Below are 13,369 nucleotides of genomic sequence, written 5' to 3'. Positions count from 1 at the left end.
CTGCCGGGCTTTTTCATTTGGAGAGCGTCCGCAGCGCCCGCTTCGCGATGTAGCGGGTTTCGGCCGCATCCGACTCCGCCACCCACCGCGCGCAGACCTTGTCGACCCATTCGGGCTGGCTCTTGCTTGCGTCGTTGAGCCAGTTCGCGACCGAGTTCTGCACGTAGCGGCTGGTATCCGCGCGCAGCGGCTCGATCAGCGGCAGCGCGCGCCAGGGCTCGGTCTTGAGCGCCTCGATCTGCGCACACCACACGCCGCGCGGGCGCGTGAGTTCGCTGGCGAAGCGGCGGATGTTGGGATCGGCATCGAGCACCCATGGCTGCAGCAGCACGATCGACTCGTCGAGCGACCCGATCACCGCATCGCGCACCGCCATCCACGCAATCTCGCGCACGCCGAAATGCGGGTCGGCGGCAAAGCGCCGCACCGCCTCCAGCTGCGCCGCCAGCGGCAGGCCCGAGAGCGTGACCCATTGCGCCGCCCAGCAGCGCGCCACGTCGCTGGCGTGCGTGGCCAGCCGGTGGGCGACGGCATCGCGTTCGCCGTGCAGCGCCGTCAGGTCGTAGAGGGCGCGCGCGATGTGCCCGTGCCGCTGCATCGGCTTGAAGGCGCCGAGCATCGCGATGGTGTCGGCCAGCCGCTCGCTTTCGGCGTCGAGCCCGATGTGCCCGGCCACGCTGCGCGCCAGCCGGGGCAGCTCGAGCGCCAGGAATTCGTTGAGATTGACGGTTTCGAGCAGCCCGTCGTTGAGGGCATCAAGCACCTCGGGCGGGATCAGCGCGATGCGGAAGGCGCCCTTGCGCCCCTTCAGGTGCCCGAGCTGGTCTGCGACAGCCATCTGGTGGCGACCCTTCTCAGGAAGCCAGCAGCGTCTTCAGGTCGGACACCATCGGCGCCACGCCAGCGCCGTAGCGCGCGTAGAGCCGCAGCTTGCCCTGCGTGTCGTAGACGTAGCTGGCGGCCGAGTGGTCCATCGAATAGCTGGTCGGCGTCTTGCCGTCGACCTTCTTGTAATAGACCTTGTAGTCCTTCGCGACCGCGACCAGCTCGTCGGCCGTGGGGATCAGCGCGACGAAGCTCGGATCGAACGCGCCCATGTAGGCCTTGAGCACCTCGGCCGTGTCCCGCGCGGGGTCGACCGTGACGAACAGCACCTGCAGTTTGTCGGCGTCCTTGCCGAGCTGCTGCTTGACCTGCGCCATCTCGGTCATGGTGGTCGGGCAGACGTCCGGGCACTGCGCGTAGCCGAAGAACAGCACGACCAGCTTGCCCTTGAAATCGGCCATGGTGCGGACCTTGCCGTCCGCATCCTTCAGCGAGAAATCCTTGGCGTAGTCGGCACCGGTGATGTCGACGGCATTGAAGCTCTGCCTGGTCTCGCTGCAGGCCGAGAGGCCCAGGCCGAGGGTGGCGCCAACGCCCACCCAGCCGGCGCCGGCAGCCATCAGTCGAAGAGCGTTGCGCTTGTTCATGGAAACGAGGTCAGTGAATGTAGTGATCGACCAGAAGCGCGAGGAACAGCACGCTCAGGTGGATCAGCGAGAAGCGGAAGGTCTTGCGCGCCAGCGTGTCGGAGTAGCTGCGCCACAGCGCGAAGGCATAGCCCGTGAAGCCGACGCTCACCGCCACGGCCACCGCGAGGTACAGCCAGCCGCTCATGCCGTAGATGAAGGGCATCAGGCAGGCCGCGAAAAGGATGAAGGTGTAGAGCAGCACCTGCAGCCGCGTGAACTCGTTGCCGTGCGTGACGGGCAGCATCGGCAGCCCCGCCTTGCGGTAGTCCTCGACGCGGTAGAGCGCCAGCGCCCAGAAGTGCGGCGGCGTCCACAGGAAGATGATGAGGAAGAGAATCAGCGCCTCCGGCCCCACCTCGCCCGTCATCGCGGCCCAGCCCAGCACCGGCGGCATCGCGCCCGAGGCGCCGCCGATCACGATGTTCTGCGGCGTGAGCGGCTTGAGGATCACGGTGTAGATCACCGCATAGCCGACGAAGGTGGCGAAGGTCAGCCACATGGTGAGCGGGTTGACCATGAACCACAGCAGCGCCGAGCCGGCCGCGCACAGCAGCGCGGAGAAAACCAGGGTCTGCCTGTCGCTGAGCTCGCCGCGCGCCGTGGGGCGCCAGGCGGTGCGCTTCATCTTCGCGTCGATGCCCTTCTCGACGAGGCAGTTGAACGCCGCGGCCGCGCCGGCCACCAGCCAGATGCCGACGCAGGCCACCGCCGCGAGCTTCACTTCGGCCCACGAAGGCAGGCCCGGAACGGCCAGCACCATGCCGATCAGAGCGCAGAACACGATCAGCTGCACCACGCGCGGCTTGGTCAGCGCGTAGAACTGGCGCAGCACGTTGGCGTTGCCTGTTTGCTGAACGGGGATCGGGGTGCTCACGCAGCGGCCTTTCTTTGATTTCTTTGACTGTTGTTGTTCTGACCAGCCGCATTGTCACTGGCGCGCGCGATCTGCGCCGCCGGGACGCGCCGGCTCTCGCACAGCGCCCAGGTGAGCACCACGGCGAGCGCCGCGGCGCCGCCGGTGTGAAGCACGGCCGCGGCCAGAGGCCAGCCGAGCAGCACGTTGCCCAGGCCGGTGGCCAGCTGGAGCAGCGCCAGGCCCGCGAGCCATCGCGCCTGCGGGCGCAGCGCCTCGATGCGGCGCATGCGCCACGCCAGCACGCCCAGCGCGACGAACACCGCGTAGGCCATCAGCCGGTGCGCATAGTGAATCGCAGTGAGCGCGGAAAAATCGAGCGGCTGGCCTTCGCCGGTCACGCCCAAGTGGCGCCAGATCTCGAAGCCCTGCGCGAAGTTCATGGGCGGCCACCAGCTGTCCTGGCAGGTCGGGAACTGCGTGCAGGCCAGCACCGCATAGTTGGTGCTGACCCAGCCGCCGAGTGCGATCTGCAGCACGAGCAGTGCAGTCGTCGCGATGAGGCCATTGCGCAGCGCGGGCGACACGGGCGTGGGCAGCCGCTGCGCAGCCGCCTGCCTGTAGTGCACGGCCTGGATGCAGAGCAGCGCCAGCAGCACCACGGCGCCGAGCAAGTGCAGCGTGACGATCGCGGGGAACAGCTTCCAGGTCACCGTGAGCATGCCGAAAGCGCCCTGCAGGCAGACCCAGAACAAGGTGAAGGCTGGCCACCACGCGCTGAGCGTGGCGTGGTGCTCACCTTCCGCTGGCGGCGCGCGGCGCTGGCGACGGCGCACGATCCAGGTCGCGCCCGCGAGCGTGAGGATCAGCACGCCAACGCCGGTGGCCAGATAGCGGTGAACCATCTCGACCCACGCCTTGCTGTGCGTGACGGGACCAGTCGGCTGCGCGGACTGCGCCATCGCGATCTCGTGGCGCGCGCCGTGCGGGCTGGCGTTGCCGTAGCAGCCGGGCCAGTCGGGGCAACCGAGGCCCGAATCGGTGAGCCGCGTGAAGGCGCCGAACAGCGTGAGGTCGAAGGTGAGGAACAGCGTGAGCACCGTCAGCGCATGCAGCCGCCGTGCGGGGCCGCTGCCCGCATTGCGGCGCCAGACCCACACCAGCGGGCCGAGCGCGATCAGCACGCCGACCGCCATGAGCCAGGCGATGGGCGTCAGATCGTAGAGAGAGCTCGTCGTGTCCATGCTGCGTCTGCCGTGCGGTCAGCGGCCCGGTTCGTCCCACGACGCCGAGGCGCGCAGCAGGCGGTCGAGGTCGCGCTTGGCGCGGCTGGCGCCGGCGGCGTCCATGCGGGCGGGGAAGCGCATCATCCAGTTGCCCATCGGATCGACCACGTACAGGTGCTCGGCCAGCGAGTGGCCCGACGCGGGCGCGAGCCACTTCGCCAGCTGCTCGGCGGGCACGCGCAGCACGGTCGCGCCGTGCAGGCCGTTGTTCAGGCGTTCGGGCACGGGAGCGGCGTCGCTCACGAGCCAGACGCGGTCCATGCGATCCTTTTCGCGGCCGAGGCTTTCGCGCAGCTGCCGCGCCAGGTAGAGCTGCTGCTCGCACAGCGCGTCGCATGCGGCATCGGCCACCGTCACCAGCAGCCACTGGCCCTTGAGCGTGGAGAAGTCGACCGGCGCGCCGCTGCGATCGGCGGCAACGAGCTTCGGCAGCTCGCGCTGCGGATCGATCAGCTCGCCGTAGACGCTGCGGCCTTCGGGCCGGATCACGTAATAGGTGAAGTACGAGGCGATGACCGGCGAGGCGCACATCAGCATCACCGCGATCATCTTCCAGCGCCCGATGACCGTGCGCCGGCCCTCCGCGCCGTCGAGCGCCTGGTTGGGCGACGGCATCGAGTGCACCGTCAGGCCCAGCGGCTCGTCAGAAGCGGCCATCGCGTGCGCGGCGCCTTGCGCGGCGGAGGGGCGTGATGAATTGGAACCAGACATAGAGGATGACGACGAGGGCCGACAGGCCGAACCACTGGAATGCGTAACCGTAGTGCCTCTCGAGGCCCAGCGCCGGCGCCGGCCAGTCGCGCTGCAGGCCCTCGGAAGCCGGTCCGCCCTGCTGCAGCGACACGTCGGTGCGCAATGGCAGCTTGGTCTCGGCGCGGAAGGCCTCGAGGTCGAGATTCTGCCGGATAGGCGAATACCCTTCGGCGACCGGTGCCGCAGCAGCCGGGGCTGCGGGAGCGGAAGCGGCTTCAGCAGGCGCGGAGGCCGCTGGCGCTGGCGCGGGCGCGGGCGCCGGCCCGGCGGCGGAACCCAGCTCCAGCAGATGGCTCGGCGGCGGCTCGATCAGGCCCGTGACCTCGACGATGCCGGCCGGCGTCTCGACCGCTCCCAGCTTCGTGCGATCGACGAAATTGCGCTGGATCCAGCCGCGCTGCACCATCACCGTCTGCTCGGTGCCTTCGAGGGCGAAGGGCGTCAGCACATAGAAGCCCGGCACGCCGTGCATCTGGCGGTTGTCGAGGTACACGGTCTGCGGCGTGAGCCACAGGCCGCGCAGGCGCACCGAGCGGTGCATGGCCTCGGAAGCCTTGCCGAGCGCAAGGAACTCCGCCTGGGTCAGCGGCGGCTTCAGCTTCTCGGCGTCGATGCTGGCCTGCAGTGCTTCTTTCTGCGCGGCGCGAGAAAGCTGCCAGCGGCCAAGCGAGATGGTGGCCGACACGGTCAGCGCGGCGGCGATGGTCAACACCCAGAAGCGGCCTCGCCGGAGGCGCTTCTCGGGATACAGGGGTTCGGGAGTCACTGGAGGGAGCGGGGCGTGCGGCCGATAATGCGGGTCATGAAATACTTCGTTGCCCTGGTGTTCGTGGGCATCTTCGCAAGCCTCGCGTTTGCCCTCTACTTCATGCTGAAGGACGGGCGCAACGGGCGTGCCAAGAGCGGCGGCATGGCGCGCGCGCTCACCGTTCGGATCGGCCTGTCGGTGTTTTTGTTCCTCTGCATGCTGCTCGCCTGGAAGTTCGGATACATCCAGCCCACCGGACTGCCGCTCGGCAAGTAGGTGGTGCTCGTTCCAGGAGAACCAAGAAAAAGGCGCCTTCCGGCGCCTTTTTTCTGGAATGCCGAGAGGTCCTTCGCTCAAAGCCAATAGACCAGCAGGTAGAGACCGAGCCAGACCACGTCCACGAAGTGCCAGTACCAGGCCGCGCCCTCGAAGCCGAAGTGGCGCTCGGGCGTGAAGTGGCCCTTGCGCAGGCGCAGCGTGATGAACAGCAGCATCAGCATGCCGATGAACACGTGCAGGCCGTGGAAGCCCGTCAGCATGAAGAAGGTTGAGCCGTAGGTGCCCGAGCTGAGCTTGAGGTTCAGTTCGGTGTACAGGTGGTGGTACTCGTAGCCCTGCACGCCCAGGAAGATCAGGCCGAGCAGCACGGTGAGCCACATGAAGCGGATGGTCTGCGCGCGATGGCCGGCGCGCAGCGCGTGGTGGGCGATGGTCAGCGTCACGCCCGAGCTCAGCAGCAGCGCGGTGTTGATCGTGGGCAGCCAGAACGGGCCGACGGTCTGGAAGGGCTCGACGATGCCGGCCGGCGAAGCGGTGGCGCCGGGAGCGACGCTGGGCCACACGGCCTTGAAGTCGGGCCACAGCAGCGCGTTGTCGAGGCTGCCCAGCGCAGGCAGCGCGTGGGTGCGGGCCCACCACAGGGCGGTGAAGAACGCGCCGAAGAACATCACTTCGGAGAAGATGAACCAGCTCATGCTCCAGCGGAACGAGAGGTCCACCTTGTGGCCGTACTGCCCGCTTTCGCTCTCGCCGATGGCGGCGCGGAACCATACGAACAGCGTGGCGAGCCAGATCACCATGCCGGCCAGCAGCGACCAGGCGCCCCACGCATGCCCGTTGATCCATTGCGCGGCACCCAGGATCACGAAGAACAGGCCGATCGCGGCCGAGACCGGATAGGACGAAGGTCCGGGCACGAAGTAGTAGGGCGTGGTTCCGTGGGTGGTTGAACTCATTTCTTCAGCTCCTGGCTTTCTTTCTTCTCTCGATTCAATGGATTCTGCTTGTCGTGGAACGCGTCTTTTCCGTCAGGCCGAGGCCGTGGCGACCACATGGCGCACCAGCAGCACAAGCGCGACCACGAAGACGACGACCGCAACGAACGCCACCGCGATGATGTGCAGCGGATTCAGCTTGCGCAGGTCTTCCTGGTAGGCGCTGTTCTTTCGCACGCCGAAGAACGACCAGCCCACCGCCTTCACCGTGTCCCACAGCGAAGCCTTCGGCCGGTTCGAGGGATCGGTCACGAGCGTGGCTCATCGGCGGTGCCGGAAACTGCCGCGACCGGAGCCGCGGGCGTCTTGCCGCCCACCTCGAAGAAGGTGTACGACAGCGTGATGGTCTTCACGTCCTTGGAAATCTTCGGGTCGATCACGAACGCGACCGGCCACTGCTTCTTCTCGCCCGGATCGAGCGTGTACTGGTTGAAGCAGAAGCACTCAAGCTTGTTGAAGTACGGCGCGGCCTGCTGCGGCGCGTAGCTCGGGATGGCCTGCGCCGCCATGCGGCGGTTCTGCACGTTCTGGAACTCGTACATCACCGTGTTGAGCTGGCCCGGATGCACCTGCATGGTCCGCTCCGCGGGCTTGAAGTCCCAGAGGCCGCCGCGCACGTTGGAATCGAACTCGACCGTGATGGTGCGGCTGGTGTCGACCTGCGTGTTGTCGGGCACGCGCACGTTCTTGCCGCCGCTCGCTCCGCCGGGCACCTCGAGCTCGGAGAGCGCGAGGATGTTGATGCCGGTCATCTCGCAGATCGCGCGATACATCGGCACCAGCGCGTAGCCGAACGCGAACATGCCGCAGGCCACGACGGCCAGCTTGCCGACCATGCGGACGTTGGCGCGGCGGATGCGAGGACCGAGGCTCATGCGCGTGTGCTCCCGTTCGTTGCCTGCTCGAATGCCTGGTTCAGCGACCGCTGAACCAGACCATGCGGACGATGAAGCCGATGAAGAACACCACGGCGATGGAGGCCAGCGTGAGCCCCATGCGACGGTTGTTCCTTTTCTGCTCGGGTGTCATCGTGTGCCGTGCAGATCGTTCAACCGATCACCCGGGTGGCGGTCGCGTCGAGCTTGGGCGGGTTCTCGAAGGTGTGGAACGGTGCCGGCGACGGCACTTCCCACTCGAGGCCTTCGGCGCCTTCCCACGGCTTCTGTGCAGCCTTCTCGCCCTTGCCGCGCATCGAGGGCCACACGATGAACAGGAAGAAGTAGAGCTGGGCGAAGCCGAAGAAGAACGCACCGACCGACGCGATGGCGTTGAAGTCGGCGAACTGCATCGGGTAGTCGGCATAGCGTCGCGGCATGCCGGCCAGGCCCAGGAAGTGCATCGGGAAGAAGGTCACGTTGAACGAGATCAGCGACCACCAGAAGTGCACCTTGCCGCGCGTCTCGTTGTACATCACGCCGGTCCACTTGGGCGCCCAGTAGTAGAAGCCCGAGAACATGGCGAACAGCGAGCCGGCCACCAGCACGTAGTGGAAGTGGGCCACCACATAGTAGGTGTCCTGTAGCTGCGTGTCGATGGGCGCGACGGCCAGGATCAGGCCGGTGAAGCCGCCCATCGTGAACACGAAGATGAAGCCGACCGCGAACAGCATCGGTGTCTCGAAGGTCATCGAGCCCTGCCACATGGTGGCGATCCAGTTGAAGATCTTCACGGCCGTGGGCACGGCGATCAGCATGGTCGCGTACATGAAGAACAGCTGGCCGGTCAGCGGCATGCCGGTCGTGAACATGTGGTGCGCCCACACGATGAACGACAGGATGGCGATCGACGAGGTGGCGTACACCATCGAGGCGTAGCCGAAGAGCTTCTTGCGGGCGAAGGCCGGCACCACCTGGCTGATGATGCCGAACGCCGGCAGGATCATGATGTAGACCTCGGGGTGGCCGAAGAACCAGAAGATGTGCTGGTACATCACCGGGTCGCCGCCGCCGGCGGGATTGAAGAAGCTGGTGCCGAAGTGGCGGTCGGTCAGCGTCATCGTGATGGCGCCTGCGAGCACGGGCATCACGGCGATCAGCAGGTAGGCGGTGATGAGCCAGGTCCAGCAGAACATCGGCATCTTCATCAGCGTCATGCCGGGGGCGCGCATGTTGAGGATGGTCACGATGATGTTGATCGAGCCCATGATCGACGAGGCGCCCATGATGTGCATCGCGAAGATGCCGGCGTCCATCGAGGGGCCCATCTGCAGCGTGAGCGGCGCGTACAGCGTCCAGCCTGCGGCGGGTGCGCCGCCTGGCATGAAGAACGAGCCCACCAGCATCAGCGCCGCCGGGATCAGCAGCCAGAAGCTGAAGTTGTTCATGCGCGCGAACGCCATGTCGGAGGCGCCCACCTGCAGCGGGATCATCCAGTTCGCGAAGCCCACGAAGGCCGGCATGATGGCGCCGAACACCATGATCAGGCCGTGCATGGTGGTGAACTGGTTGAAGAGTTCCGGGTTCACCAGTTGCAGGCCGGGCTGGAACAGCTCGGCGCGGATCAGCAGCGCGAGCACGCCGCCCACCATCAGCATCGTGAAGCTGAACAGCAGGTAGAGCGTGCCGATGTCCTTGTGGTTGGTGGCGAACACCCAGCGGCGCCAGCCGGTGGGCGCATGGTGATCGTGATGCTCGTCGTGTGCGTGATCGCCGTGGGCTGCGTGACCGTGGGGGTCGAGAACTGCGCTCATTTCGTTGTTCCTTGCAATTTCTTCGTCGCGGGACGCTCGCGCATCACTTGCCGCGCAGGGCCAGCACTTCGGCCGGCTGCACCAGCTGGCCCGTCTTGTTCGACCAGCTGTTCTTGGTGTACGTGGCCACGGCCGCGAGGTCGGTATCGCTCAGTTGCTTCCAGGAGGGCATCGCGCCGTTGTTCTGACCGTTGAGCAGCACAGCCAGCTGGATCTTGTGGTCGGCGTCGGTCACCTTGGCGGAGCCGTCGAGCGGCTTGATCGGCCCGGCGCCCTTGCCGTTGGCCTGGTGGCAGGCCGCGCAGTTGGCGGCGTAGACCTTCTCGCCGCGCGTGAGCATGTCGGGCAGGGTCCAGACCTTGGTCGGGTCGTCGAGCTTGGCGGCGGCTTCCTTGCGCTTGGCGGACACCCAGGCCGTGTAGTCGGCGGCCGAGAGCACCTTCACGTGGATCGGCATGTAGGCGTGCTCCTTGCCGCACAGCTCCTGGCACTGGCCGTAGTAGTCGCCGACGGTCTCGGCGCGGAACCAGGTGTCGCGCACGAAGCCGGGAATGGCGTCCTGCTTCAGGCCCAGCTGCGGCACGGCGAAGGCGTGGATCACGTCGTTCGCGGTGGTGATGATGCGGATCTTCTTCTGCACCGGCACGACCAGCGGGTTGTCGACCTTGAGCAGGTAGTCGTCGGGCATCTGGCCCTTGGCACCTGCGTCGGACATGGCGCGCTGCGAGCTGTCGAGCGTGGAGATGAAGGCCAGGCCCTCGCCTTCGCCGTTCAGGTAGTCGTAGCCCCACTTCCACTGGTAGCCCGTGGTCTTGATCGTGAGGTCGGCGTTGGTGGTGTCCTTCTGGGCCACCAGCACCTTGGTGGCGGGCAGCGCCATGACGATGACGATGAGGAAGGGCACGATGGTCCAGATGACCTCGACCACCACCGATTCATGGAAGTTGGCGGCCTTGTGGCCCACCGACTTGCGGTGCTTCCAGATCGAATAGAACATCACCGCGAACACGCCGACGAAGATGACCGTGCACAGGATCATCATGATCGTGTGGAGCAGATGCTGCTCCTGAGCGATCTTGGTCACGCCGACCGGAAGATTCAACTGGCGCACCGAGGGGCCGCCGGGCAGATCGTTGACTGCGTGCGCCGCGCTGCTGAAAGCCGCGCCGGCCGCCAGCAACAGATTCGCCGGCCTGTACTTATTGCGCCAAATGCTCTTCATCGTGTTCACGTTTCTTCAATTTTTCGACAACCAACCGTGCAGCACTGCGCGAGCCCCCTCAGGCGCCGCGTAACGCCATTCGAATCTCGCGGGCCAAGGCCGCACGCAACTCCGGGCGTACATAGCGCCCCACCCTGACCGATCGACCCTGCCCCGAGACCTCGATCAGCGAGCGATCGCCGGTCTGGGGTTCGATCCGCACCTGGTGCGGAAGAAATTCCGTGCGCTCGTAATGCCCGCCGTTCTCGAGCTCCACGACGAGCCGTCCCTCCTGCAGCGCGATCTTCTCGCCGTCGGTCGCATGTCGTGCGTAGACCATGAACGCAAACCCGACAGCGGCCAGTTCGAGCCAGGCAAAAGGCAGCACCATGGGCGCACCGTGCAGCCAGAACAGGGTGCCGATGCCGAGCGATACCACGCACAGCGAAGCGTAGAGCCAGCCCAGCTGGCCCGGCGTCACCGAGCAGTTGCGCTTCAGGAACCATTGGATGCTCTGGCCTGAAACGGTGGCAAATCGAAACACGGAATTCGACACGGGCGAGTTCAGCAAATCGGTGCGTCGACGGTCGCCAAACCCCTCGTACAAACAGGATTCGACACCCCTCGATCGCGGGACAATACCCGCGAGTTTCACGCAACGGCGGATTGTAGCGGGTAGATATCAGTGCCCGAGTGCCCTGTGGGACGCCTACGGGTCACTACTAGTAGGCAAGAAACGGCCTGTGCGACAGGCGTTTTCGCCGACTCGCCGGCAAGCGATCAGGCGCCCGGGCGACCCCGTTGCAGCATCGATCGCATCTCGCGCAGCGACACCGCGCTTTCGGCCGACAGCGACACGCGCGGCACCGGCTTGAACGCGTGGCCGTAGACCACTTCGAAGGTCAGCGCGATGCGGCCGTCGCCGCCTTCGGCCGGCGCGAGTTCGGGCAGCGCCTTCTTCAGCTCCTGCAGCCAGCCCTTGCCGCGCAATGCGGGAAAGCGCGCCGGATGCAGGTTGCGGCCCAGCGTGCGCAGTTCTGCGAGCGCGGCCTCGGGCGTGGCCCAGGTCAGCACGATGCGCTCCATGTCCATCACCGGTTCGGCAAAACCGGCATGCACCAGCATGTCGCCCCAGTCGTGCATGTCGGTGTACTCGTGGCCCGCGGCCGGCCAGCCCAGGCGGGCATGCAGCGCGCGCAGCTCGCGCACGGTGTCGGGACCGAGGCAGGAGAACATGAGGAAGCCGTCGGTCGCCACCAGCTTGTGCCAGTGCGCGATCAGTGCCTCGGGGTCGGCCGCCATGTGCAGCGACATGTTGGCCCAGAGCAGGTCGACGCCGTCCTCGGGTGCTGCCTCGAAGCGTGCCTTGCCGGCCTGCCAGCGGCGCGCGCTCCACCACGGCGCTGCCAGCGCCTGGCTGGTGGCCGCGGCGAGCGCGGGCTCGGGTTCGATCACGAAGGAGGCGGCGTCCTTGTAGCGGCGCGCGACGAGTTCATGCGCCTCGAGCCCGCTGCGCAGCGGCGCCCAGTCGGCCCAGCTGCGGGGCTGGGCCTTGATCCACTGCAGCCGGTCTTCCATGCGGCGACCGATCTCCTCGTGCAGCCAGGGAGAGGCGCCTTCTGCAGGCGCAAGCCGGCGCCAGCGGGCGGCCGCCGTGGCATCGATGGTCGGCGGTCGTCTTGAGGGGTCGGTGGCCATGGGGCCGTGAGTATATTGAGGCGATGCTCAGCCACCGGGCCATGTGGCCTTTCCCGCCTTCGCGGCCTGCCGGCCTCTTCACGTCGCTGCTCGCGCGGCTGCCCAGCCAGTGTGCGGTCTGCCGCACCTGGCCTTCGCGCCCGGTGTGCGATGCCTGCGTGGCCCGCTTCGCCCCGCCCACCGCGCGATGCGGCCGCTGCGCCCTGCCCGTGCCCGAAGGCGTGAGCCGCTGCGGCGAGTGCGTGAAACATCCTCCGCCGCTGGACGCCTGCCTCGCGGCCTGCACCTACGCATGGCCCTGGCCGGACGCCATCGCGGCGTTCAAGTTCCGTGGCGAAGCCGGCCGGGCCGGGCCTTTCGCCACGCTGCTGCGCAGCGCGCCCTGGGTGGAGCCTGCGCTGGAGGCCTGCGACATCGTGCTGCCGATGCCGTTGGCGTCCGGCCGTCTGCGCGAGCGCGGCTTCAACCAGGCGCATGAGCTGGCACGGCGCCTCGCTCCGATCAAGACTGACGCCACCCTGCTCCTTCGCACCCGCGAGACGCCGGCCCAGAGCGGACTTTCGCGCGCCGAACGGCTGCGCAACCTGCGCGGCGCCTTCGCGGTGGAGCCGCTGCGCGTCGACGAACTGCGCGGCCGGCGCCTCGTGCTGGTCGACGACGTGATGACCAGCGGCGCATCGATCTTCGCTGCCGCCCAGGTGCTGCGGCAGGCCGGCGCCGCCCACATCACCGCCATCGTCCTCGCCCGGACCGATCCGCCGCGCTGAGCCGGTCGCGCCGGCCCGCCGACAATCGGCGCATGTTCAATATCGTTCTCGTCCACCCCGAAATCCCGCCGAACACCGGCAACGTGATCCGGCTCGCCGCCAACACCGGCTGCAAGCTGCACCTCGTCGAGCCGCTGGGTTTCTCGATGGACGACCGCCTGCTGCGCCGCGCCGGCCTCGACTATCACGAGTACGCCGAAGTGAAGCGCCATGCCGATTGGCAGGCCCTGCTCGCATCAGAGCAGCCCGCCGCCGACCGCATGTTCGCCCTCACCACGCGCGGCTCGCGCCCCGTGCACGACGTGCGCTTCCAGCCCGGCGACTGGCTGGTGTTCGGTTCGGAAACCAGCGGCCTGCCGCCCGCCCTGCGCGATGGCTTCGCCGAACCGCAGCGCCTGCGGCTGCCGATGCGCGAAGGCCAGCGCAGCCTGAATCTCTCGAACGCGGTGGCCGTGACGGTGTTCGAGGCCTGGCGGCAGAACGGCTTCGGCTGAAGCCGCAGCCCCTTCGGGCAACAGGGGCGCATCCGATCGGCCGGACGCGCCGTATGGAAGACATGCCGGCCGTCAAATGGAAGCAGGCCGGC

17 protein-coding genes are annotated in these 13,369 nt (G+C 67.2%); 3 read left to right on the top strand and 14 right to left on the bottom strand.

Annotated elements, in window-relative coordinates; translation table 11 throughout:
• Positions 1-13: 13 nt before the first annotated feature.
• From BMY35_RS30190 to BMY35_RS30165, 6 genes are read right to left on the bottom strand one after another with little or no spacing between them, the layout of a single operon-like run.
• Entirely contained in the window at positions 14-838 is an 825-nt protein-coding gene (locus BMY35_RS30190) for a DNA alkylation repair protein (RefSeq protein ID WP_093206680.1), read from the bottom strand.
• Positions 839-854: 16 nt separating this feature from the next.
• Positions 855-1,472, bottom strand: coding sequence for an SCO family protein (locus BMY35_RS30185; protein WP_093206679.1), 618 nt, complete (start codon positions 1,470-1,472; stop codon positions 855-857).
• Positions 1,473-1,482: 10 nt separating this feature from the next.
• Positions 1,483-2,388, bottom strand: a complete 906-nt coding sequence (gene cyoE, locus BMY35_RS30180) for a heme o synthase (protein WP_093206678.1) — start codon at positions 2,386-2,388, stop codon at positions 1,483-1,485.
• The gene (locus BMY35_RS30175) at positions 2,385-3,611 is read right to left on the bottom strand and encodes a COX15/CtaA family protein (protein ID WP_093206677.1); all 1,227 of its coding nucleotides are present in this window, start codon (positions 3,609-3,611) and stop codon (positions 2,385-2,387) included. Before BMY35_RS30175 ends, cyoE begins: the two co-directional genes overlap by 4 nt.
• Positions 3,612-3,629: 18 nt before the next feature.
• Positions 3,630-4,310, bottom strand: a complete 681-nt coding sequence (locus tag BMY35_RS30170; RefSeq protein ID WP_093206676.1) for an SCO family protein — start codon at positions 4,308-4,310, stop codon at positions 3,630-3,632.
• The gene (locus BMY35_RS30165; protein ID WP_093206675.1) at positions 4,297-5,172 is read right to left on the bottom strand and encodes an SURF1 family protein; all 876 of its coding nucleotides are present in this window, start codon (positions 5,170-5,172) and stop codon (positions 4,297-4,299) included. The genes BMY35_RS30170 and BMY35_RS30165 overlap by 14 nt, the downstream gene beginning before the upstream one ends.
• Before the next feature lie 27 nt (positions 5,173-5,199).
• Here BMY35_RS30165 and BMY35_RS30160 point away from each other — a divergent pair, with 27 nt between their 5' ends.
• On the top strand, positions 5,200-5,430 hold the full coding sequence (locus tag BMY35_RS30160) for a twin transmembrane helix small protein (protein ID WP_093206674.1): 231 nt from the start codon (positions 5,200-5,202) through the stop codon (positions 5,428-5,430).
• A gap of 77 nt (positions 5,431-5,507) precedes the next feature.
• On the opposite strand, the gene BMY35_RS30155 is transcribed toward BMY35_RS30160, so the two are convergent.
• From BMY35_RS30155 to BMY35_RS30125, 8 genes are all read right to left on the bottom strand, one after another.
• Positions 5,508-6,389: a cytochrome c oxidase subunit 3 gene (locus BMY35_RS30155; RefSeq protein WP_093206673.1), complete on the bottom strand. Its 882-nt coding sequence runs from the start codon at positions 6,387-6,389 to the stop codon at positions 5,508-5,510.
• A gap of 72 nt (positions 6,390-6,461) precedes the next feature.
• Positions 6,462-6,680, bottom strand: coding sequence for a DUF2970 domain-containing protein (locus BMY35_RS30150; RefSeq protein ID WP_093206672.1), 219 nt, complete (start codon positions 6,678-6,680; stop codon positions 6,462-6,464).
• The gene (locus tag BMY35_RS30145; RefSeq protein WP_093206671.1) at positions 6,677-7,303 is read right to left on the bottom strand and encodes a cytochrome c oxidase assembly protein; all 627 of its coding nucleotides are present in this window, start codon (positions 7,301-7,303) and stop codon (positions 6,677-6,679) included. Before BMY35_RS30145 ends, BMY35_RS30150 begins: the two co-directional genes overlap by 4 nt.
• A gap of 40 nt (positions 7,304-7,343) precedes the next feature.
• Entirely contained in the window at positions 7,344-7,457 is a 114-nt protein-coding gene (locus BMY35_RS38575; protein WP_019656111.1) for a cytochrome oxidase small assembly protein, read from the bottom strand.
• Between the two features lie 19 nt (positions 7,458-7,476).
• Complete coding sequence (ctaD, locus tag BMY35_RS30140; RefSeq protein ID WP_093206670.1) at positions 7,477-9,117, bottom strand: cytochrome c oxidase subunit I; 1,641 nt, start codon at positions 9,115-9,117, stop codon at positions 7,477-7,479.
• Between the two features lie 43 nt (positions 9,118-9,160).
• Positions 9,161-10,339 (bottom strand): cytochrome c oxidase subunit II, encoded by a 1,179-nt coding sequence (gene coxB / locus BMY35_RS30135; protein ID WP_093206669.1) that lies wholly within the window; start codon positions 10,337-10,339, stop codon positions 9,161-9,163.
• 58 nt (positions 10,340-10,397) lie between these two features.
• A complete protein-coding gene (locus tag BMY35_RS30130; RefSeq protein ID WP_093206720.1) occupies positions 10,398-10,874 on the bottom strand; it encodes a DUF2244 domain-containing protein in 477 nt (158 codons plus the stop codon).
• Between the two features lie 224 nt (positions 10,875-11,098).
• Positions 11,099-12,016: a class I SAM-dependent methyltransferase gene (locus BMY35_RS30125; RefSeq protein ID WP_093206668.1), complete on the bottom strand. Its 918-nt coding sequence runs from the start codon at positions 12,014-12,016 to the stop codon at positions 11,099-11,101.
• A gap of 41 nt (positions 12,017-12,057) precedes the next feature.
• Between BMY35_RS30125 and BMY35_RS30120 the strand changes: the two genes are divergently transcribed.
• Both BMY35_RS30120 and trmL read left to right on the top strand, forming a co-directional pair.
• Positions 12,058-12,783 carry a ComF family protein gene (locus BMY35_RS30120; protein ID WP_093206719.1) on the top strand — a complete coding sequence of 242 codons (726 nt, stop codon included), beginning with the start codon at positions 12,058-12,060 and terminating at the stop codon, positions 12,781-12,783.
• A gap of 32 nt (positions 12,784-12,815) precedes the next feature.
• Positions 12,816-13,277 carry a tRNA (uridine(34)/cytosine(34)/5-carboxymethylaminomethyluridine(34)-2'-O)-methyltransferase TrmL gene (gene trmL, locus BMY35_RS30115; RefSeq protein WP_093206667.1) on the top strand — a complete coding sequence of 154 codons (462 nt, stop codon included), beginning with the start codon at positions 12,816-12,818 and terminating at the stop codon, positions 13,275-13,277.
• Positions 13,278-13,369: the final 92 nt, after the last annotated feature.

Origin of the sequence: Variovorax sp. YR750 (assembly GCF_900109805.1) — a bacterium.
Taxonomy (GTDB): Bacteria; Pseudomonadota; Gammaproteobacteria; order Burkholderiales; family Burkholderiaceae_C; genus Variovorax; species Variovorax gossypii.
Note: the sequence above shows the minus strand (reverse complement) of the source record. Positions and strands in the feature narration are given on the sequence as shown.